The 21,136-nt window shown below is 56.8% G+C and carries 22 protein-coding genes, 1 tRNA gene and 1 rRNA gene; 21 read left to right on the top strand and 3 right to left on the bottom strand.

Annotation, left to right across the window (positions count from 1 at the left end):
• Position 1 precedes the first annotated feature (1 nt).
• Both rrf and V2S86_RS15490 read left to right on the top strand, forming a co-directional pair.
• Positions 2-117 (top strand): 5S ribosomal RNA (gene rrf / locus V2S86_RS15495).
• A 95-nt stretch (positions 118-212) separates the two neighbouring features.
• Positions 213-289 (top strand) — tRNA-Asp (locus tag V2S86_RS15490).
• Positions 290-480: 191 nt separating this feature from the next.
• Here the strand turns inward: V2S86_RS15490 and V2S86_RS15485 are convergent.
• Complete coding sequence (locus V2S86_RS15485) at positions 481-870, bottom strand: hypothetical protein (RefSeq protein WP_330763125.1); 390 nt, start codon at positions 868-870, stop codon at positions 481-483.
• Between the two features lie 285 nt (positions 871-1,155).
• On the opposite strand from V2S86_RS15485, the gene V2S86_RS15480 reads away from it, so the two are divergent.
• The 17 genes from V2S86_RS15480 to dkgB all read left to right on the top strand — a co-directional run bounded on the left by V2S86_RS15480 (position 1,156) and on the right by dkgB (position 15,618).
• Positions 1,156-1,872: a beta-ketoacyl synthase chain length factor gene (locus V2S86_RS15480; protein WP_330763124.1), complete on the top strand. Its 717-nt coding sequence runs from the start codon at positions 1,156-1,158 to the stop codon at positions 1,870-1,872.
• Positions 1,872-2,690 carry a lysophospholipid acyltransferase family protein gene (locus V2S86_RS15475; protein ID WP_330763123.1) on the top strand — a complete coding sequence of 273 codons (819 nt, stop codon included), beginning with the start codon at positions 1,872-1,874 and terminating at the stop codon, positions 2,688-2,690. The genes V2S86_RS15480 and V2S86_RS15475 overlap by 1 nt, the downstream gene beginning before the upstream one ends.
• Before the next feature lie 4 nt (positions 2,691-2,694).
• Positions 2,695-2,955 (top strand): phosphopantetheine-binding protein, encoded by a 261-nt coding sequence (locus tag V2S86_RS15470; protein WP_330763122.1) that lies wholly within the window; start codon positions 2,695-2,697, stop codon positions 2,953-2,955.
• Between the two features lie 9 nt (positions 2,956-2,964).
• On the top strand, positions 2,965-3,216 hold the full coding sequence (locus V2S86_RS15465) for an acyl carrier protein (RefSeq protein WP_004948952.1): 252 nt from the start codon (positions 2,965-2,967) through the stop codon (positions 3,214-3,216).
• 15 nt (positions 3,217-3,231) lie between these two features.
• Positions 3,232-3,816, top strand: coding sequence for a hypothetical protein (locus V2S86_RS15460; protein ID WP_330763121.1), 585 nt, complete (start codon positions 3,232-3,234; stop codon positions 3,814-3,816).
• Positions 3,783-5,156, top strand: coding sequence for an AMP-binding protein (locus V2S86_RS15455; protein ID WP_330763120.1), 1,374 nt, complete (start codon positions 3,783-3,785; stop codon positions 5,154-5,156). The genes V2S86_RS15460 and V2S86_RS15455 overlap by 34 nt, the downstream gene beginning before the upstream one ends.
• Positions 5,153-5,497 carry an ApeI family dehydratase gene (locus V2S86_RS15450; RefSeq protein WP_330763119.1) on the top strand — a complete coding sequence of 115 codons (345 nt, stop codon included), beginning with the start codon at positions 5,153-5,155 and terminating at the stop codon, positions 5,495-5,497. Before V2S86_RS15455 ends, V2S86_RS15450 begins: the two co-directional genes overlap by 4 nt.
• Positions 5,488-7,185 (top strand): glycosyltransferase family 2 protein, encoded by a 1,698-nt coding sequence (locus V2S86_RS15445; RefSeq protein ID WP_330763118.1) that lies wholly within the window; start codon positions 5,488-5,490, stop codon positions 7,183-7,185. Before V2S86_RS15450 ends, V2S86_RS15445 begins: the two co-directional genes overlap by 10 nt.
• On the top strand, positions 7,182-7,610 hold the full coding sequence (locus V2S86_RS15440) for an acyl-CoA thioesterase (protein WP_006322426.1): 429 nt from the start codon (positions 7,182-7,184) through the stop codon (positions 7,608-7,610). The genes V2S86_RS15445 and V2S86_RS15440 overlap by 4 nt, the downstream gene beginning before the upstream one ends.
• Positions 7,607-8,212, top strand: coding sequence for a LolA family protein (locus V2S86_RS15435; protein ID WP_330763117.1), 606 nt, complete (start codon positions 7,607-7,609; stop codon positions 8,210-8,212). The genes V2S86_RS15440 and V2S86_RS15435 overlap by 4 nt, the downstream gene beginning before the upstream one ends.
• Positions 8,187-10,508, top strand: coding sequence for an MMPL family transporter (locus V2S86_RS15430; RefSeq protein ID WP_330763116.1), 2,322 nt, complete (start codon positions 8,187-8,189; stop codon positions 10,506-10,508). The genes V2S86_RS15435 and V2S86_RS15430 overlap by 26 nt, the downstream gene beginning before the upstream one ends.
• A complete protein-coding gene (locus V2S86_RS15425; RefSeq protein WP_330763115.1) occupies positions 10,508-11,080 on the top strand; it encodes a DUF3261 domain-containing protein in 573 nt (190 codons plus the stop codon). The genes V2S86_RS15430 and V2S86_RS15425 overlap by 1 nt, the downstream gene beginning before the upstream one ends.
• Positions 11,080-12,249 carry a beta-ketoacyl-[acyl-carrier-protein] synthase family protein gene (locus V2S86_RS15420; protein WP_330763114.1) on the top strand — a complete coding sequence of 390 codons (1,170 nt, stop codon included), beginning with the start codon at positions 11,080-11,082 and terminating at the stop codon, positions 12,247-12,249. The genes V2S86_RS15425 and V2S86_RS15420 overlap by 1 nt, the downstream gene beginning before the upstream one ends.
• The gene (locus tag V2S86_RS15415; RefSeq protein ID WP_330763113.1) at positions 12,246-12,719 is read left to right on the top strand and encodes a hotdog family protein; all 474 of its coding nucleotides are present in this window, start codon (positions 12,246-12,248) and stop codon (positions 12,717-12,719) included. Before V2S86_RS15420 ends, V2S86_RS15415 begins: the two co-directional genes overlap by 4 nt.
• Positions 12,716-13,447, top strand: coding sequence for a 3-ketoacyl-ACP reductase FabG2 (locus V2S86_RS15410; protein ID WP_330763112.1), 732 nt, complete (start codon positions 12,716-12,718; stop codon positions 13,445-13,447). Before V2S86_RS15415 ends, V2S86_RS15410 begins: the two co-directional genes overlap by 4 nt.
• Positions 13,444-14,673 carry a beta-ketoacyl-ACP synthase gene (locus V2S86_RS15405; RefSeq protein WP_330763111.1) on the top strand — a complete coding sequence of 410 codons (1,230 nt, stop codon included), beginning with the start codon at positions 13,444-13,446 and terminating at the stop codon, positions 14,671-14,673. Before V2S86_RS15410 ends, V2S86_RS15405 begins: the two co-directional genes overlap by 4 nt.
• Positions 14,674-14,814: 141 nt before the next feature.
• Complete coding sequence (gene dkgB / locus V2S86_RS15400) at positions 14,815-15,618, top strand: 2,5-didehydrogluconate reductase DkgB (protein WP_330763110.1); 804 nt, start codon at positions 14,815-14,817, stop codon at positions 15,616-15,618.
• A gap of 825 nt (positions 15,619-16,443) precedes the next feature.
• On the opposite strand, the gene yafC is transcribed toward dkgB, so the two are convergent.
• Positions 16,444-17,331 (bottom strand): DNA-binding transcriptional regulator YafC, encoded by an 888-nt coding sequence (gene yafC / locus V2S86_RS15395; protein WP_330763109.1) that lies wholly within the window; start codon positions 17,329-17,331, stop codon positions 16,444-16,446.
• Between the two features lie 107 nt (positions 17,332-17,438).
• Here yafC and V2S86_RS15390 point away from each other — a divergent pair, with 107 nt between their 5' ends.
• Both V2S86_RS15390 and V2S86_RS15385 read left to right on the top strand, forming a co-directional pair.
• Positions 17,439-18,614: an MFS transporter gene (locus V2S86_RS15390; RefSeq protein ID WP_330763108.1), complete on the top strand. Its 1,176-nt coding sequence runs from the start codon at positions 17,439-17,441 to the stop codon at positions 18,612-18,614.
• A gap of 249 nt (positions 18,615-18,863) precedes the next feature.
• Positions 18,864-19,658 carry an endonuclease/exonuclease/phosphatase family protein gene (locus V2S86_RS15385; protein ID WP_006322415.1) on the top strand — a complete coding sequence of 265 codons (795 nt, stop codon included), beginning with the start codon at positions 18,864-18,866 and terminating at the stop codon, positions 19,656-19,658.
• A 56-nt stretch (positions 19,659-19,714) separates the two neighbouring features.
• Here the strand turns inward: V2S86_RS15385 and mltD are convergent, their stop codons facing one another.
• Positions 19,715-21,100 (bottom strand): murein transglycosylase D, encoded by a 1,386-nt coding sequence (mltD, locus tag V2S86_RS15380; protein WP_330763211.1) that lies wholly within the window; start codon positions 21,098-21,100, stop codon positions 19,715-19,717.
• Positions 21,101-21,136 lie beyond the last annotated feature (36 nt).

Genomic DNA, 21,136 nt, shown 5'->3' with positions numbered 1-21,136 from the left:
GCCTGGCGGCAATAGCGCGGTGGTCCCACCTGACCCCATGCCGAACTCAGAAGTGAAACGCCGTAGCGCCGATGGTAGTGTGGGGTCTCCCCATGCGAGAGTAGGACACTGCCAGGCATCAAATAAACGTTATCAGTATGACACCTGGTAATGAGCAGGATCGCCAAGCGCGGTTTTGCCCGCATCGAAAGATGCAACGTAAAAGAATCGGTGGAGCGGTAGTTCAGTTGGTTAGAATACCTGCCTGTCACGCAGGGGGTCGCGGGTTCGAGCCCCGTCCGTTCCGCCACTTATTGATAAGCCCTGAGTTTCTGACTCAGGGCTTTTTCATATTGAGAATTTACTATGGCTGAGCATATCGTCGTGTAATTTCTGCGGTGAAAGGCGACTATTTATAAATAATTGTCTGAATTTAATGCCAATATAAAGAATAATATACCCGGCATCATTATTTTTGCCGGGCAATGTACTTGCCGAGTATTATTTAATATTCTGACGTGCCAGTTCCAACTGAATATCCTTATTCAAATTAGCCACCCAGCGATTATAGTTTGAGTGAATCTTACCCTCTTTGGCATCCATATTACTGCTGCCAATATACTTAATCTGGTAATTATTTGCATTGTAAGTGATGCGAATATCGGCACTGTGATCGCGCAACAGTATTTTGCCATCGATCATGCCTTCACTGGTCGGGTTCATGATCCAGCCACGGTTAAGCCCGGCGTAGAGAATAGCCTGACGTACCTGAGCTTCGCTGTGGTTGCCGGCAATGGTTTGGTTGATGTTTTGCACCGGAGTGCTACCTGCGCAGCCGCTAACCAGAGCAGCGACGAATACGCCAGTTAAAATGAGTTTTAACGGTTTCATACTCTTTTCCCTGAGTGATAGTAAATAAGAAATGTATTAGCCATACGCATGATGTTATGTACGGCCTCCGTTCATTAAGATACCCCCAAGAACCTTTTTCGACAAATATTGATGTTTTTCATCGTGATAATTTTCACGCGGCTCAAGTCTCTCTATATCGCGTCTATAAATAAGCCTAATGATTTAATCGAATATTCCGAGCAAAAATAGGAATTTTGCGCATGCATTCTGTGGTCAAATATAATAAATTTACGCACGGAATTTTTCTGATCTGTAATAGCACTAATGGCGGGCGGCATGAATATACTCAGTTGGTGGGCAATGGCTCCCGATCGTGGAACGCGTGAAGCATGGCGCCAGTGGGCTACAGATAAGCATCTTGCCACTGAATATCAGGGGGCGTTGCCCGGCTGTTCTCATATCCCCATGATGTCGCTACGCCGGATGAGTATTGGAACGCGGTTGGCCGTAGAGAGCGGGTTAATCTTGTTAAGCGACCATCAGGCGGATATGGCTATCTTTACCAGCCGTCACGGTGAGCTGGAGCGTACGCAAAAAATTCTGCGGCATCTGCATCAGGAACAGCCATTATCACCCACTGATTTCGCCATGTCGGTGCATAACACCGCAGCGGGGTGGTTGACCATTACGGCGAATAATACTTTGCCAACCACCTCACTGGCGGCCGGTGAAGACAGCTTTCAACAGGGAATGATTGAAGCTCGGGCAGTATTGGCTACCGGCAGTGCCGAGCGGGTGCTATTAGTTGATTTTGACGGTATTGTGCCGGAGGTTTACCAACCCTTTATCCCGGCCAATCCTTTCCCCTATGCGGTCGCACTGCTGCTTGAAGGCGCTGGTTCATTGAATTGCCGTGCGGTAGCGCCTGGTGCAGATCTTCGTAAGGAACCGCAGAGCCTGTCGTTTTTGCGTGGATGGCTTGGCTCAGACACGGAGTTCGCGGTGCCGGGCCCGCAGCATGGCTGGATGTGGGGGCGCTGATGGCTACGGTTGTGCCCGCTGAACACCCCCCCAAGCCATCCTCATGGTTGAACCGCTGTTGGCGGGTTATCGCCACCGGTTTATGTTTTTCGCTTTTTGGCCTCGGCGGGCTGTTGCTGTCCGGTATCTGGTTTAACCTGATGCGTTTGGCGGTGCGCGATCCTGCTCGTCGCAGTCGGCTGACGCAGAACTCGATCCGAAACAGCTTTCGCTTTTTTCTGGCGACTACCCGCTTTTTTGGCGTACTGGATTATCGTTTCGACGGTGCCGAGCGTCTCAAAGAGGATCGCGGTTGCCTGGTGATCGCCAACCATCCCAGCCTGCTGGATTATGTGTTGCTGGCTTCGCGCATGCCACGCTGTGACTGCATCGTTAAAGAGGCCCTGTTGAATAATGTGTTTGTCAGCGGTGTGATAAAGGCGGCGGGCTACCTGGCCAATGCGGAGTCGGATCGTTTGCTGGAACAATGCCGGCAACGCCTGGCTAGCGGCGGTACTATTCTTATTTTTCCTGAGGGGACTCGCACTACGCCAGGCAAGGCGCTCGCATTGCAGCGCGGGGCGGCCAATATTGCTCTGCGCAGCCAGTGTGATATTCGGGTGGTGCAAATTCACTGTCGTCCGCCCATGCTGACGAAACAGGGGAAATGGTATAACATTCCGCCGATAAAACCGCAGTTCCATATTACCGTTCAGGATAAGATCGAAACCCGCACCTTTATTCGTGTGGATGACGTTTCTCCCGCCCTTGCGGCAAGAAGATTAACCCAGCATTTAACTGACGCTTTACAGTCAGACTCTATAAATAATGAGAAATAGTGGAATGAATTTATTGAGCACCGAAATCAAGCAATTGATCATTGATACGCTCAATCTTGAAGGTATGACGCCGGAGGAGATTGACGCCGAAGTACCGCTGTTTGGTGATGGACTGGGCCTGGACTCGATCGATGCGTTGGAATTGGGTCTGGCATTAAAGAACCGTTATGGCGTGGTGCTGTCGGCTGAAAGCGAAGACATGCGCCAACATTTTTATTCCGTGGAAACGCTGGCGAAGTTTGTTTCTGCACTGCGTAGCAAATAAGAGGTTTTCATGGATAAACAAGCTATTTACCTGCAAATTCAGGCGCTGCTGGTCAAGTTGTTTGAACTGGATGCTGATGATATCAAACCGGAATCCCGCCTTTACGAAGAGCTGGAACTGGATAGCATTGATGCGGTAGATCTGGTGGTGCATCTGCAGAAAACGACCGGCAAAAAGATTAAGCCGGAAATGTTCAAGTCGGTGCGCACTGTGCAGGACGTGGTTGACGCTATCGATGAACTGCTGAAATCAGACAGCTAAGACCACGGCGCTAAGGTGACTCCCTCCCGTTGGTTGAATCCGGTATTGCGGTTGCTTCAGGCCGTGACATGGCTGGTTTTGCTGCTATACCCGCTGGCGGTTTGGGTTGGCCTGACTCGCTGGGGAACCACAATCCTGGCACCGTTGTTGGCGGCGGTATTTACCTTACGCCTGCTGATGTTACGCGGAAAACTGCGCCAACAGATGTGGCTGGGCAAGGCGTTAGCCGGGGCCGGTATCCTGCTGGCACTCACCAGTTGGGGGTTGAAGCAGAGTCACTGGCTGCTGTATTACCCGGTGTTGGTCAACGTTTTACTGCTTTTGCTGTTTGTCTACTCCCTGCTTGCTCCACCCACGGTGGTTGAGCGGCTGGCACGAATGACCGAACCGCAATTGGATGCCGCCGGCGTGGCTTATACCCGACGTGTGACTCAGGTCTGGTGCGGGTTCTTTATTGTTAATGGCGCAATAGCGCTGGCAACTTGCCTGTCAGGCGATATAGCGCTCTGGACGCTGTATAACGGCGGCATCAGTTATCTGCTGATGGGGGCATTAATGGGTATTGAATGGATAGTCAGGAAAAGGATCAGACGCACCTGAGTTTGCCGATGAGCCAGTGGCTCAGCGTAGAGCGGGACGATTCCCTGCTTATTGCCTGGCGTGGCCCGCAGGCACTGCGCCTTGGCCAATTCCGCCGCGATGTCGCCGCCCTGGCCGCAAGGCTGGCAGGCAGGGAAGAACGCCGCTGGGCGCTGTGTTTTGATGATAGTTATCGTTTTGCCGTTGCCTGGCTGGCATCGCTTTATGCCGCCAGGTTGCCGGTGATCTTCGGTCACCAGCGTGAAGCTATCCTCAAAGAGCAGCGGGCGGATTACGACGCTTTGCTGACCGATTTTCCCCTCGATCCCGGTACGCCGGTTCTGAGCGTGACAGAGGGATCTGCTGTGGATATCCCTCTACCCACCTGGCCGCAGGATCCCCGATTTATTCTTTATACCTCAGGTTCGACCGGCCAGCCGCAGGCGGTAATCAAATCTGTCGCTTGCATGGAGCGCGAGAGCGAGCTGTTGGCCGCCGAATGGGGCGAAGCCTTTCAGGGCTGCAGCGTGGCGGCATCGGTATCTCATCAGCATATGTACGGCCTGAGCTTCCGGTTGTTCCTGCCGCTGGCGCTCGGCCTGCCTTTTGATGCGCAATTGACGGAATATCATGAGCAACTGATTGCCAGACATCAGGGACGGCGTCTGATTTTTGTCAGCAGCCCGGCGTGGCTTAAACGTTTGGATAACCGGTTGGCGCTTTCGGTCTGTGTCCAGGTGTTTTCCGCCGGTGGCCCGTTAACCTTCGCCGAAGCGCAGCTTGCCCGACAAATGCTGAAGGCGTTGCCGCTGGAGATTTACGGCACTACCGAAACCGGCATGCTGGCATGGCGCAGGCAAACCGAAGAGGCTGCGTTGTGGCAGCTGTTTGCTTCCATTGAGCTAAGGGTTAATTCGGATAATAGTGTCAACGTAGCCTCACCGCTGATACCTGATAGCGCTGAAGTGGCGCTGAGCGATATTATTCAGCTCGCGCCGAATGGCCGGCTGTTTCAGCTGGATGGCCGCGCCGACCGGATTATCAAGGTCGAAGAGAAACGTCTGTCGCTGACGGAAATTGAGCGGCGCCTGAAAGCCTTGCCGGAGATCGCCGATGTCGCAGTGCTGCCACTCCAGCAAAGAGGGCGTACCTTACTGGCTGCGGCGATCGCGCTTTCCCCGCAGGGTGAAATTCGCCGGCAAAGCATGTCCGAAGGGGCTTTCACCCGGGAACTCCGCCAGGCTCTGCGTCGCTGGCTGGAGCCGGTGGCGCTACCGCGCAGTTGGCGCATTATTGATGCCATCCCGCTTAACCCGCAGGGCAAGCGCGCCTATGCTGAACTACAGGAGCTGTTTTTATGATGCAACCTGAGATACTGCAACAGCAGGTGAGCGATGCGACTCACGCCAGCCTGCTATTGCGTCTGCCCGCCGAACTGTTTTGGTTTCGCGGCCATTTTCCTGAGCAGCCGATCCTGCCCGGCGTGGCCCAAGTGAACTGGGCGATGCAGTATGCGTATCAGCTATTGGGCATCAAGGCGGCGTTCAAAGGCATCGACGTCGTCAAGTTTCAGCAACCCTTGTTACCGGAGCAGACCTTGTCGCTGTTGCTTGAATGGCAACCGGCGCGCCACAAACTTTTGTTCAGCTATCGCCTCGGTGAGGCGACCGCCAGCAGCGGTAAGATTTCGTTATGTCAGTGATCGCGCCGTTCTCCCCCTGCATTGTTATCCCCTGTTTTAATCATGGGCAGATGATGGCCGAGGTGCTGGCCTCGCTGGCCGGTTATGGCCTGCCGTGCCTGGTGGTGGATGATGGCAGCGCTGCCGTCACTGCCGATGAATTGCAACGGTTAGCTGCCGGGTTACCTTGGGTTCAACTGCTGCGGCTGGAGCAAAATCAGGGCAAAGGCGCAGCGGTGATCGCCGGGCTGCAATTGGCGCACAGCCAAGGCTACAGTCACGCTCTGCAGGTGGATGCCGACGGCCAGCATCAACTGAGCGATATACCGGACATGATTGCCGAAGCGCGCGCTCACCCCGATTGTTTGATTTCCGGTCAACCGGTCTACGACAGCTCGGTGCCGAAGGCACGGCTGTATGGCCGCTATGTCACTCACGTATGGGTGTGGATAGAAACCCTGTCGCTGTCGCTGAAAGACAGCATGTGCGGTTTTCGCGTCTACCCGGTGGAACCGACGTTGGCACTGGCGGCGAGTCATCCGCTCGGCAAACGCATGGATTTCGATACCGAGGTGATGGTCAGGCTGTACTGGCAAGGCGTGCCGAGCCGCTTTCTGCCGACGCGCGTCACCTATCCGGCCGACGGCGTTTCCCATTTTGACGCGTTGCGCGACAACCTGCGTATTTCCTGGATGCACACCCGTTTGTTTTTCGGCATGCTGCCGCGTATTCCACGTCTGTTGCGCCGCAAGCCGGCTAATTCATTGCACTGGTCGGCAACCGAAGAGCGCCATGGCCTGTGGGGCATCCGGCTCATGCTGCAGGTTTACCGGCTATTTGGCCGCCGGGCATTTCAACTGCTGCTGTACCCGGTGATTGGCTATTTCTGGCTGACCGGCCGTGCTCAGCGCAAGGCATCATGCGACTATCTGCAACGCTTGCGAGAGTTTGCACAGGGCAGGCAACAAGCCTTGCCCGCACCGCTCAATAGTTTTCGTCACTTTATGCGCTTCGGCGATGCGATGCTCGACAAGCTGTCAAGCTGGCGTGGGGAACTGCATGACATTCGGTTGGTGGATCGCGCCGGCTGCGAACGGCAGATCGCTTCCGGCAAAGGCACGCTGATCCTGGCTTCACACCTGGGGGATATTGAGTCGTGTCGCGCGCTGGGTGAGCTGGATTCTGGCGTTAAGATCAATGCCTTGGTGTTTACCGAACATGCCGAGCGCTTCAACCAGGTGATGAAAGAGGTGAACCCGTGCGCCAATCTGAATCTGATTCAGGTCGCGTCGTTGGGGCCGGAAACGGCCATGCGTCTGCAAGACAAACTCAACGCCGGTGAGTGGGTGGCGATTGTCGGCGATCGTACCTCAGCCGGAAAGCATCAGCGTGGCGAACAGCCGCGCGTGGTCTGGAGCCATTTCCTCGGCAAGCCGGCACCTTTCCCGCAGGGGCCGTTCGTCCTGGCCGCCGCGCTGCGCTGCCCGGTATTTCTGATGTTCGGCCTCAAGCAACAGGGGCGGCTGAACGTTTATTTCGAACCCTTTGCCGATCCGCTGCTATTACCCCGCGCTCAGCGCCGGCAGGCATTGCAGCAGGCGGTAGATAATTATGCCGCGCGGCTCGAGCACTATTGCCTGTTGGCGCCGCTCGACTGGTTCAATTTTTTCGATTTCTGGCAGTTGGCGGCACAGGAGCCTGAGACATGAAGCTAACAGAGGATCCGCGTTTTTCCACCCGGATTGAGATGACTATCCCGTTCCATGATACCGACGCCATGGGCGTGGTGTGGCACGGTAACTACTTTCGCTATTTTGAGATCGCGCGCGAAGCCTTGCTGAAGCAGTTCAATTACGGTTATCGCCAGATGCAGGCTTCGGGTTATGTTTGGCCGATCGTGGATACGCGGGTGAAATACATTGCGCCGGTGCTGTTTGAGCAACGGATCATCGTCTGCGCTGAACTGGAAGAGTATGAGAATCGCCTGCGCATTGGTTACCGTATCCTCGATGCGCAAAGCGGCAAAACCACCACCCGTGGGCACAGTATCCAGGTGGCGGTGGATGCCGAAAGCAAAGAGATGTGCTTTGTTTCGCCGCAAATACTGTTGGATAACATCGGGAGTGAGCAATGAAAGGCTGGTTATTGATGGTCGTCGCCTTGTTCAGTCTGAGCGCCCAGGCGGTCACGCTGGCGGAGTTGCAGCAGCGTTTCAGCCAACAGCCGGTCTTGCGTGCCGAGTTCGAGCAACAGCGCAGTATCAGCGGCATGGAGAAACCGCTGAAATCGAGCGGTGAATTGCTGATTTCTCAGCAAAAAGGGCTGTGGTGGGCGCAGCAAAAACCTTTCCCGCTGACCTTGCTGCTGGATGATAAACGCATGGTGCAAACCTTGGCCGGCCAGCCCCCGCAGGTAGTGACGGCGGATAACAATCCGCAGATGTTCCAGTTTAACCACCTGCTGACCGCGTTGTTCCATGCCGATAGTCAGGCGCTGGAGCAAAACTTTGCCTTGCAGTTCAGCGATCTCGGGCACAACCAATGGCGGTTGGTACTGACGCCAAAAACCACGCCGCTCGACCGCTTGTTCAAACGCATTACGCTCAACGGAGAGCAGTTCCTGGAAACCATTGATATCGACGATATGCAAAGCGATGCCACGCACATTCGCTTCTTTAATCAACGTACGGTGCCGCAGGCATTGACCCTAGATGAGCAACAGCGTTTTGCGTCCTGAGCAGCATCGGCGGCTGGCCTTCGGATGGTTGGCGATTTGCCTGATATTGCTCGCGGCGCTGTGCTGGTTGCTGCCCCGCAGCCAGATCAACAGCAGTGTGCTGGCGTTATTGCCGAAGCAGCAACTGGTGGGCGTGCCGGATGAATTGGCCGATGGCTTCAGCCGCCGGCTCGATCGCCAATTGATGTGGCTGGTGAGCCCACCGCCAGGTGCGGACAGCGCCGCGGTGAGCTGGTGGTGGCAGCAATTGCGACAGATGCCGGAATTGCAGCAGGTTGGCGGCCCGATGGACGCGCAACGCCAGCAGCAGTGGGGGCAGTTTTTTTATCGGCACCGCAACGTGTTGCTGGACGATGCCACCCGACAACGGCTGATGCAGGGGCCGGATGCGCAGAGCCAGTGGATCCTCGGCCAGCTTTACTCGGCTTTCGCCGGCGTCAGCGGCAAGGAACTGGCCAGCGATCCGCTGATGTTGGTGCGCGGCTCACAGTTGGCGCAGCAGCGCAACGGCGGTTCGCTGAGCCTTGCCAACGGTTGGCTGGTGGCGCGAGATGCACAGGGCCGCAGTTGGTATTTGTTGCACGCCGAGTTGAGCGCGTCGTCTTATGACATCGGCAGTGCACGAAGTACGGTAAATAAACTGACGGCGTTGCAACAGCAGCTGCAACAACGTTGGCCGGGCGCCGAGGTGTTGAACCGCGGCACGCTCTATTACAGCAACTACGCCAGCCAGCAGGCCGAACGGGATATTTCGACCATTGGTCTGGCCTCGGTGGCGGGCGTTTTCCTGCTGGTGCTGTTGATGTTCCGCTCACCCTTGCCGCTGTTGCTGTGTGCGCTGTCGGTGGGTATCGGCGCCCTGGCGGGCACCGTCGCCACGCTGCTGGCGTTTGGGGAAATTCATTTGATGACGCTGGTGCTGAGCATCAGCATCGTCGGTATTTCGGCGGATTACGCGCTCTATTTTCTGACCGAACGCATGGTGCATGGGCAACAATCGACGCCGTTGGCCAGTTTGCAAAAACTGCTGCCGGCACTGTCGATGGCGCTGCTGACCACGGTTGTCGCCTATCTGGCGCTGTTGATTGCACCGTTCCCGGGTTTACAGCAGTTGGCGGTATTTGCCGCCGCGGGGCTGAGCGCCGCCTGCATTACCGTGATCTGCTGGTATCCGCAGCTGTCGCGTCGTCTGCCGGTGCGTCCGGCACCGGGGCTGGCGCTAATTCTGCGTTGGCTGCACGCCTGGCGCCATCGGCCTTTGCTGCGCTATGGGCTGCCCGGTGTGGCGTTGCTGGTGATGATTGCCGGTTTCAGTCAACTGAACGTGGATGACGACATCGGCCAACTGCAGGCGTTGCCGGCGGAGCTGCAGCAGCAGGAACAACGTATCGCCGCTTTGACCGGCCAGCATAACGATCAGAAATGGTTGGTGGTGTACGGTGCCAATGGCGAACAATTGCTGCAGCGGCTGGAGTTGTTGCAACCCAGACTGGCGCAGGCCAAACGGCAGGGCGTGCTGAAGGACTATCGTTTGCTGCCGCTGCCTTCGCATCAGCGCCAGCAGCAGAACGTCGCCCTGTTGCAGCGGGTGGCACCGCAGGTGATGACACAATTACAGCAGGCGGAGCTGACGCTGAAAGCCCCGGACTTGGCCGCCGAATGGGTGACCCCGCAACAGTGGCTGGGCAGCGTGGTCAGCGAGGGCTGGCGGTTACTGTGGCTGACGTTGCCTGATGGCCGCAGTGCGGCGCTGGTACCGGTCAACGGCGTACAAAACAGTGCGGCGATGCAGGCGTTGGCTGGGCAGGTGCCGGGCACCGGTTGGATCGACCGGAAAACCGAATTCAGCGAACTGTTTGGCCAATACCGGTTGTATCTGTCGTATCTGCTGGCGCTGTCGGTGGCGGCGATCGCGTTGATCTACCTGTGGCGTTTTGGCCTGCTGCATGGCCTGCGTTGCATGGTGCCGACGCTGTTGTCGCTGGGTTGTGGCATTGCCGTGCTGGCGTTGAGCGGGCATACGCTGAATCTGTTTTCGTTGTTGGCGCTGATACTGGTCTTGGGGATCGGCATTAACTATACGCTGTTTTTCACCAATCCCCGGGGCACGCCGACCACCTCGATGTTCGCCATATTTATGGCGGTCTTCACCACCCAGTTGACCTTTGGCATGCTGGTGCTGAGCCATACTCAGGCCATCAGCAGTTTTGGCATTGTATTAAGCAGCGGTATCGCCGTGGCATTTCTGTTGGCACCGCTGACGTTAGCAACGAAAAGAAAAAGAGGAAAAGCCTGATGCGCGGCTTACGAATGATGCTGTTAATGCTGGCAACCCTGTTGGCCGGCTGTGCCGGTTCGCAGGATCCCGCCTTGCCGCAGGCGTGGCTGAAACCCGGGACGCGGGTGACATTGCCGTCGCCCGTGTTGGCGCAACCGATCAGCCAACAGCAGTTGTTGACCGCCGAAGTGAAGGGACAGCGGCATTCGATGTTGGTGCTGCTCAATGCCGACGGTCGCCGCCTGCAACTGGTGGGCATGTCGCCGCTGGGTATCCGTTTGTTCAACCTGACCTACGATCGGCAGGGGATCCACACCGAGCAGTTGATCAAAGTGGGCGAATTGCCGCCCGCCAGCCAGGTGCTGGCCGATATCATGCTGAGCTATTGGCCCGCGGCCGACTGGCGGCCCTTGCTGCCTGCAGGGTGGCGGTTGGAGGATCGGCCGGAGGTGCGTCGTCTGTATGACGATCGCGGCGCGACGATCAGTGAAATCCGTTATCAGCAAGCCAATGGCCAACGCAATCCGCTGTCGATAACCCAATCCGCTTTCCATTACCGCATCACCATTCAGAATCTGGGGAGCGAATAATGATCTATTTCTCTGCCGTAGGTATGGTGAACGCGCTGGGCGACAGTCTGCCGCAGATCGCGGAAAATTTGGCTCGCGGCGTGTCGCCCGGCATGCAGAGGCAGACGCAGTGGCTGCTCGGCGGCGCGCCATCCTGGTTCGGTAATGTACGGGGCGAGCTACCCGCCGTTCCTGAGTCACTCAAACGCCATAACTCTCGCAACAACCGCCTGCTGTTGGCCGCATTGGCGCAAATCGAGGTGCCGGTGCGTGAGGCCATCGCCCGCTACGGCGCCGAACGCGTTGCGGTGATCATGGGCACCAGCACTTCCGGCATTCGTGAAGGTGAGCTGGCATTGCAACAGCATCAGGCAGGAGAGTGGCCGCAGGGCTATAATTATCAGCAGCAAGAGTTGGGCGATCCAGGCCTGTTCCTCAGCGCTTTTCTTGCTACTCGTGGCCCGGCCTATACTCTGTCGACCGCCTGTTCCTCCAGTGCGCGTGCCATCATCAGCGGTAAACGTCTGATTGACGCCGGGCTGGTGGACGCGGCGATTGTGGGCGGTGCCGATAGCCTGTGCCAAATGCCGATCAACGGCTTCAACAGCCTGGAGTCGCTGTCGGCGGAGCGTTGCACACCCTTTGCCGCCGGGCGTAGCGGCATCAATATTGGCGAGGCCGCTGCGCTGATGCTGTTGACGCGTGAGCCGGCACCCGTAGCGTTGCTGGGCGTAGGGGAGTCTTCCGATGCCTGGCATATGTCGGCACCGCATCCTGCAGGTGAAGGCGCCGAGCGGGCTATGACCATGGCGCTGCGACAGGCCGGTTTGAGCGCCGGGGATATCGGTTATATTAATCTGCACGGCACCGCGACGCGGCTTAACGATCTGGTAGAAGCTCAGGTGGTGAATCGCCTGTTTGGCGCGCAGACGCCGTGCAGCTCCACCAAGCACCTCACCGGTCACACGCTGGGTGCCGCCGGTGCGGTAGAAGCGGCGCTGAGCTGGCTGTTATTGACCCAGCCATTGCCATTGCCGCAGCAGGATTTCAGTGTTGCACCCTGCGATGACGAGCTGGCACCGATCGGCCTGGTTTGCCGACAGCAACCGTTACGCCAGCGCGTTATCCTGTCCAATTCGTTTGCGTTCGGCGGCAATAATGCCTGCCTGTTGTTGGGGGATGCGCCATGAGTCGTTATCACACCGCAGAATACTATTTGCCCCATGCATCACCGATGGTGCTGCTGGAACGGGTACTTGAAGTGGGCGAGGAGCACGCGCAATGTGCGGTGACGGTCAGCCCTGACGGCGTATTGGCCCCCTTTCTTGACGTGCAGGGTGCATTGCCGGGTTGGTACGGCATTGAGCTGATGGCGCAGGCTATCGGTGTCTGGAGCGGCTGGCATGGCAGGCAGCATGCCCAACCGCCGCAGCTTGGCATGCTGCTCGGTGGGCGCGCCATCCACTGCGAACTGCCGGTGTTTCCTGCCGGCAGCGAACTGCGGGTTAGCGTGCAGCAACTGCTGAAAGACGAAAAACTGGCCAGTTTCGAATGTGAAATCAGTATCGATAATGTGCGGGTCGCACAGGGCAGGCTGAATACTTATCAGCCTGATCAACAAGAAATAATCCAATTGACTACCTTAAGGGGCAACGCATGATGCGTTCCGTTTTAGTCACCGGCGCCAGTAAAGGGATCGGTCAGGCCATTGCCTGCCGCCTGGCTGCGGATGGCTTTTTGATCGTCGTTCACTATCACCGCGATAAAACCGGGGCAGAGCACACGCTGCAGCAGATTATCGCCGCCGGCGGGCAAGGGCGTTTGATTCAGTTTGATATCAGCAACCGCACCCAGTGCCGCGAACAGCTTGAGCAGGATATTGAGGTTCACGGCGCCTATTACGGCGTGGTGAATAATGCGGGTATCACCCGCGACGGCGCTTTCCCGGCATTGAGCGAAGAGGACTGGGACGGAGTGATCCACACCAACCTCGACAGCTTCTACAATGTGCTTCATCCCTGCGTCATGCCGATGATTGGCTTGCGCAAAGGCGGGCGAATCATTGCGCTGTCGTCGGTTTCCGGCGTAATGGGTAACCGTGGGCAGGTCAACTACAGCGCGGCCAAAGCCGGCGTAATCGGTGCCTGCAAGGCACTGGCGATCGAACTGGCGAAACGCAAAATAACCGTTAACTGCATCGCCCCGGGCCTGATTGACACCGGCATGATCGACATGGAGCCGGCGGCGCTGATTGAAGCGATGCGCGCCATCCCGCTCAAACGCATGGGTTCGGCGGAAGAGGTGGCCGGGCTGGCCAGCTATTTGATGTCGGATATTGCCGGCTACGTAACGCGGCAGGTCATTTCCATTAACGGAGGAATGGTATGACACAGCGAGTGGTTGTGACCGGCATGGCGGGCGTTACCGCCTTCGGCAATAACTGGGCGGACGTGTCCGGCCGGCTGAAGCAGGGGAAGAATGCGGTGCGTTATATGGCGCAATGGGCAGAATATCAGGGGTTGAACACCCACCTTGGCGCGCCGATCGATGATTTCGTGCTGCCGGAGCATTATACGCGCAAACGCATCCGTTCGATGGGGCGCGTTTCACTGCTGGCTACCCGCGCGACCGAACTGGCGCTTGAACAGGCAGGGTTGCTGGGGGAGGCGGTGTTGACCAACGGCGAGACCGGCATCGCCTACGGCTCATCGACCGGCAGCACCAAACCGGTCAGCGAATTCGCCACCATGCTGACGGAAAAACACACCAACAATATCACCGGCACCACTTATGTACAGATGATGCCGCATACCGCAGCGGTGAATACCGGCCTGTTTTTCGGCCTGCGGGGGCGGGTGATCCCGACCTCCAGCGCCTGTACCTCAGGCAGCCAGGCGATTGGCTACGCTTTCGAGAGCATCCGCCACGGTTATCAGACGGTAATGGTGGCGGGCGGAGCCGAGGAGCTGTGTCCTTCGGAGGCGGCGGTGTTCGATACGCTGTTTGCGACCAGCCAGCAAAACGATCGCCCGGATCTGTCGCCACGCCCGTTTGATCGTCAGCGCGACGGCCTGGTGATTGGCGAAGGAGCGGGAACCTTGATCCTCGAGTCGTTGGATCATGCGCAGGCGCGCGGCGCCACGATTTACGGCGAGATTATCAGTTTTGCGACCAACTGCGATGCGGCGCACATTACCCAGCCGCAGCAGGAAACCATGCAGATTTGCATGCAGCAGGCGCTGAAGGCTTCCGGGCTGGCGGCCGGCGATATCGGCTACATCAGTGCTCACGGTACGGCGACCGATCGTGGCGATATTGCGGAAAGCCAGGCAACGGCGGCGATTTTTGGCAATCGCGCGCCAATTTCCTCGCTGAAAAGCTATTTTGGCCATACGTTGGGTGCCTGCGGCGCGCTGGAGGCCTGGATGACGCTGGAGATGATGCGTGAAGGCCGCTTTGCGCCGACCATCAACCTCAGTGAACCGGACAATGCCTGCGGCGATCTGGATTACATCATGGGCGAATATCGGCAAATTGATACCGAGTTTGTGCAATCGAACAACTTCGCGTTCGGGGGTATCAACACCTCGTTGATCCTGCGCCGCTGGGCGTAATTCCTTCAAACCGGGGCGTTCGCTCCGGTTATTATTGCCGTTTAATCAAAAGTCTTATGCATAATAGGGCGTTTTTGATCAACAAAACAGTTGCCATAATCCTCCCATATCGCATCAACATCCTAATGAGAGAATAACATTATGAGCATCCCTGCATTTGGTTTAGGCACTTTCCGTCTTCAGGATCAGGTCGTGATCGATTCGGTCAGCACTGCGCTGGAATTGGGGTATCGCGTGATTGATACCGCGCAGATCTACGAAAACGAAGCGGCGGTAGGTCAGGCAATTGCCGCCAGCGGCATCCCGCGCGACGAGTTGTTCATCACCACCAAGATTTGGATCGCCAATCTGGCGAAGGGCAAATTAATCCCGAGTCTGCAAGAGAGCCTGAGCAAACTGCAAACGGCCTACGTTGATCTGACGCTGATCCACTGGCCATCACCCAATGGCGAAGTCCCCGTTGCCGAGTTTATGGCTGAGTTGCTGGAAGCCAAAAAACTGGGGCTGACGCGCCAAATTGGGGTGTCCAACTTCACCCTGGAGCTGATGCAGCAGGCGATCGATGCCGTGGGCGCAGAGCAGATCGCGACTAACCAAATTGAGCTGTCCCCGTATCTGCAGAACCGCCAGGTGGTTGAGTTTGCTCAGCAGCATGGCATTGCCGTCACCTCCTACATGACGCTGGCCTATGGCAAAGCGCTGCAGGATGAAACCATCAAGGCTATCGCGACGCGGCGCAACGCGACCCCGGCGCAGGTTATCCTGGCCTGGGCGCTGCAGCTGGGTTACGCGGTGATCCCTTCTTCCACCCGGCGTGAAAACCTGGCGAGCAACCTGCTGGCGCAGCAGTTGACGCTGACTGCAGCAGAGATGGCGGAGATCGCCACGCTGGAAAGGAATGGCCGTTTGGTTAGCCCGGAAGGCCTGGCGCCGAACTGGGATTAATGTTCCGGAACATGTGCATCAGGGCGCCCAAGGGGGGCTAATGCTTGTCAGTTAGCGTTTTTCTGAAGGTGTGGTGAAGTTTTCGGTCGATAAATGTGAAATGCACCATGAAGCTCACTCGTCTCGACCGAGCAAGGGGCCGTAGGCGCGGCCCCTTGCAACCCGCGCCTTTGCCCTGTCAGACGGTTGGCTACGCCAACATTACTCGGCCCATCCTTGGGCCTCGCCCCTTCGGGGCCGCTGCAAGCAGTGTTCAAATCTGTTCCTGACAGATTTGTCCTCCCTCCGTCACCGCGCATCACGGCCGGCTACGACAGGCGTCCCTGCCTGTCTCGCCTGAAACCTCCGTCCGTGGCGGTTTCGCCTATGCGCAGCTCCTGCGTTCGGCGTCTTCAAGGGCGCCCAACACCCTGCTCATCTCATCATTTTCACTGTCTTTTATAACGCAATATCCAACGTTGCCCGATGGCAGCCGATTCGGGTGTTGACCCTGGCGCGCCTCATCGGCTGCCGAGCAAGACGGCGTTGTCAGGGGCAACCGGCCAGGGAAGGCCGGTTGAGGCGAGACTAACAGGGAGGTTTGTCGTAGCCGACCCGCCCGACAACGCGGGTGCAGCGAGGGTATCCGCGTAGCGGACAGACGGTGTTAAGCGAGGGCGCGGGTGGAGGGGCCCGCGCCTTCGGCCCTTCAATTGCCGTTCATTGTGGTAGCAGAGAAATTCGGGGCATTTACGGCAATTCCTCCTGCACGGAACGCACAGAGATTGGATAAAAAATGCCTGTTAGATTTAACTGACAAGCATTACGCCCAAGGGGGCGCCTTTTTTATTGCCCCAGGCGTTCGCTGACAAAGTCGATAAAGCTGCGCAGGCGGTTGCTGACCGCACTGTCGCTGTAATACACCGCATTGATCGGCATCGCTACCGGCAGAGTCTCTTTCACCAAAATCGGCACCAGATTACCGCGTTCGATATCCGCATCGATCATAAAATCCGACAGGCAGGCAATGCCGTTGCCGTGCAGGCACAGATGACGTTGGGTTTCACCGCTGTTGGTGGTCAGCCCCGGCGTGATTTCCAGTTGACGACCGTCGGCACAGGCCAGCGGCCAGCGGTTCAGGCTGGGCAGATCGTTAAAACCGATACAGCAATGCCGTTCCAGCGCCTCTACCGTCTGCGGCGTGCCGTACTGCGCCAGATAGGCGGGGGAGGCCAGCACGCGCCGATAGCTGGTCATCAGTTTACGCGCCTTCAGGCTGGAGTCGCTCAGTTCACCCACGCGGATGGCGATATCCACCTTGCGTTCAATCAGGTTGATAAAGTTCTCTGACGACACCAGGGAAAGCGACATCTCCGGGTAACGAGCCCTGAACTCCGCCACCAGCGGCGTCAATACGTGCAACACCACCGGCGTGGCAGCGTCGATACGCAGCAGCCCCTGCGGGCGCTGGCGGCTCTCCATCAGCGCATTTTCTGCCGCCGCCATATCGCTCAGTACCTTCTGCACCTGGCGGAAATAGTTTTCTCCTTCCTGCGTCAGGCTGATTTGCCGCGTAGTGCGATTTAGCAGCGTCACACCCAATTTGACTTCCAGTTTCTTGACGGTGCGGCTGACCACCGAGTTGGCCTGTTCCAGCCGCTCGGCCGCCCGGCTGAAACTGCCGCTTTCCACCACGGTGACAAAAGTGATCAACTCATCAGAATTGGCCTTCATTGTTGCTCCACTGGCAAAATTAATTTGAAACTTTGAGCATTTTTATCATTTAAGCATGGGCAGATAATAACCGTCATCAACCTGAACGCTATTTGGAGTAAATAAACATGCCTCTTGCATTACTTGCATTGACCATCAGTGCCTTTGCTATCGGCACCACGGAGTTTGTGATAGTTGGCTTGATCCCGACTATCGCCGAGCAACTTGGTGTGACAGTGCCCTCTGCAGGGCTGCTGGTAACCATTTATGCTATCGGCGTGGCGATTGGTGCACCGGTGCTGACGGCCTTAACCGGCCGCGTGCCGCGCAAGCTGCTGCTGATCGGCCTCATGGTGCTGTTCACTCTCGGCAACCTGCTGGCCTGGCAGGCACCAGGCTATGAGTCGCTGGTGGTTGCCCGCCTGCTGACCGGCCTGGCGCACGGTGTATTCTTCTCCATCGGCTCCACTATCGCGACCGGCCTGGTGGCGAAAGAGAAAGCTGCCTCGGCGATCGCCATCATGTTCGGCGGCCTGACCGTGGCGCTGGTAACCGGGGTACCGTTGGGGACCTTTATCGGGCAGCACTTCGGCTGGCGCGAAACCTTCCTGGCGGTATCACTGATTGGTGCCATTGCCACTGTGGCCAGCATCATTCTGGTGCCGAACAATATCAAGAATCAGGCCAGTGCCAGTATCGGCGAGCAGTTTAAAGTGCTGACGCATCCGCGCTTGTTACTTATCTACGCCATCACTGCCCTCGGTTACGGCGGCGTATTCACCACCTTTACCTTCCTGGCACCAATGATGCAGGAACTGGCGGGGTTCTCCGCCCCGGCGGTAAGTTGGATCCTGCTGGCTTATGGCATTGCGGTGGCAATTGGTAACATCTGGGGGGGCAAACTGGCGGATCGTCATGGCGCCGTGCGCGCGCTGAGCTTTATCTTTGCCGCATTGGCCGCTCTGCTGCTGATATTCCAGTTCACTGCCGGCCACAGCATTGCCGCGCTGATAACGGTGATCGTCATGGGAGTGTTTGCCTTTGGTAACGTTCCTGGCTTGCAGGTGTATGTGGTGCAAAAAGCCGAGCAGTACACGCCGAACGCGGTGGATGTAGCTTCCGGCCTCAATATTGCGGCATTTAACGTGGGCATTGCGTTGGGGTCGGTGATTGGCGGCCAGACCGTAACTACCCTGGGATTGACGCAAACCCCGTGGATTGGCGCGCTGATCGTGCTGGTGGCCCTGTTGCTGGTTGGCGTCAGCGGGCGCCTGGACAAGAAGTACCGGCAGCAGCCAGCCTGATATTCAGGCACTCCCGCTATTCAGGCCCGCATTTCATTTTGCGGGCCTTTTCGCATTTCTCACTCATCGCCGCTAACCTTTACATACATATACTGTCAGAACATTGAACTCCTTGGTTCACGCCCCTATAACTGAAAGGGATATACCCCGTAAAAGCCATGCCGTCAGGTGAGGGCAGGCGTATAATCGATTCATTGTTGGCGGGAATGTCACCGTCAGTTTCATCCTCATGGGAAATAGGCGAATAGCGTGCCGAAACGAACTTATGCAATGAGGTATGTTGCAGGCCAGCCAGTTGAGCGAATTTTCCCTGGCGCCATTAATCAGCCGCTGCCGCCCGGGGCCGCATTGCCCACGGCGGGCGCGTTGCGGGTCATGGTGTGGAATATCTTTAAACAGCAACGGGCAGACTGGCTCTCGGTGCTGAAAAACTATGGCAAGGATGCACAGCTGGTGCTGCTGCAAGAAGCGCAAACCACGCCTGAACTGGTGAGCTTTGCCACTGCCAACTACCTGGCGGCCGATCAGGTGCCGGCATTTGCGCTGCCTCAACATCCATCAGGCGTGATGACGCTGGCGGCGGCACACCCGGTTTACTGCTGCCCGTTGCGTGAGCGTGAACCGCTGCTGCGGTTAGCCAAGTCGGCGTTGATTACCGTCTATCCGCTGTTTAACGGCCAACTGCTGATGGTAGTAAACATCCATGCGGTGAATTTTAGCCTGGGCGTGGACATCTACAGTAAGCAACTGGGGCCAATCGGTGAGCAGATCGCCTCTCACCATGGGCCGGTGATCATGGCCGGGGATTTTAATGCCTGGAGCCGCAAACGCATCAATGCGCTGTATCAGTTCGCCAGCGATATGGCGCTGCGTGAGGTGAATTTCACCGACGATCACCGCCGTAAAGCCTTTGGCCGCCCATTGGACTTTGTGTTCTATCGCAATATGGGGGTTGCGGAGGCCTCCGTACTGGTGACCAGCGCTTCGGATCATAATCCTCTGCTGGTGGAGTTTCATCCCGAGGCAGACAAGCCGCATTGGTAATGAGCGTTCAGACAATAAAAAAGCACCCCGGAGGGTGCTTTTTTTGTGCCGGAAATTTAGGTATCCGGCGACATTTTGTTGCTTACAAACAAGGTCAGTTTCAAACCGGGTTGCAGGCTGCTGCCTTTGCCGAGCGTTGAATTCCACCGCATTACGTCGGTAATATCGACGCGATGACGGCGTGCAATACTGGCAAGCGAATCACCTTTACGAACCTGATAGGTGATACTGCCGTTACTGTCAGTGTTGCTGGCCACTTGCAGGGTTTGCCCAACTTTTAAAGCGCTCTTGGCACGTAAGTTGTTCCAACTCTGCAAATCGCTGGTTTTAATATTCAACCGCTTGGCAATGCCCGATACCGTGTCGCCGGAGCGCACTTTATACGAGCCGCCACCAGACAAGCCGCTGTTCTTCGCCAACTGTGTAGTTGGCTGAGTCACCGCGATTTGACCATCGGCCAGCGAGTCTTTCAGCTGATCGGCATTGCCTTTAGGAACCATGATGTAATGGGGCCCGTTGGGTGCCGTAACGCCTTTTTTGTAGCCCGGGTTATAAGCTTTCATCTTGGTAAGTGAAAGCCCAGCCATCTCAGCCGCCTGAGTTAACTGTATTTGCTGCCCGACATCAATACGAGCCAGTGCACGGGTGTTATCGGTCTTGGGCAGACTGACGCCGTACTTCTTGCTGTTTTTGATGATGTCGCTCAGCGCCAGCATTTTCGGGACATAGATTGACGTTTCACGCGGAAGCGACAATGCCCAGAAATTGGTTGGCTTACCCTGGCGTTTATTTGCCTTAACCGCTTGCATGACCCGGCCTTCACCACTGTTATAAGCGGCAACGGTCAATAACCAGTCGCCGTTAAACATGCGGTTCAAATACTGCATCATATCAAGCGCAGCAGTCGTCGAGGCCACGACATCGCGTCGCCCGTCATACCACTGGTTGTTTTTCAAACCATAATTGCGACCCGTTTGCGGCACGATTTGCCATAGCCCTGCGGCGTTGGCACTTGACGTGGCGTGTGGGTCAAAAGCGCTCTCCACTATGGGTAGCAGTACCAGTTCCATCGGCATATTGCGTTTCTTAATCTGCCCGACTATCCAGTACATGTACGGCTCTGCCCGTAATGTTACATCGTGGAGATAGCTCTTACTTTTTAGGTACTTTCTTTTTTGATCACGGATCCGGGAATTTTCCGGAACCTCCATCTTCAGCTCGTCGCTAATGAAGTTCCACAGGTTCTGTTGCGCGGCACCACTATTGTTATCTAGCCACCGCGCCGAGCTCGCTCGACCATTCGCTGTGTACTCTCCTGCTTCACCTTCTTGACCTGCCGAAGACAAACTCTGTGCATGCTGTTCTGGGGCCGGTGCATCCTGCCTGGATGACTGGCACCCCACTAGCAAGACTGAGGCGAGAAATATCGCTTTAGCCTTCATGTGTGTGTCAATATAGTTGCTTAAAAGACGAGCAAT

This window comes from Serratia sp. C2(1) (genome assembly GCF_036352655.1).
In the GTDB taxonomy this organism is placed as follows: Bacteria; Pseudomonadota; Gammaproteobacteria; order Enterobacterales; family Enterobacteriaceae; genus Serratia; species Serratia inhibens.
Note: the sequence above shows the minus strand (reverse complement) of the source record. Positions and strands in the feature narration are given on the sequence as shown.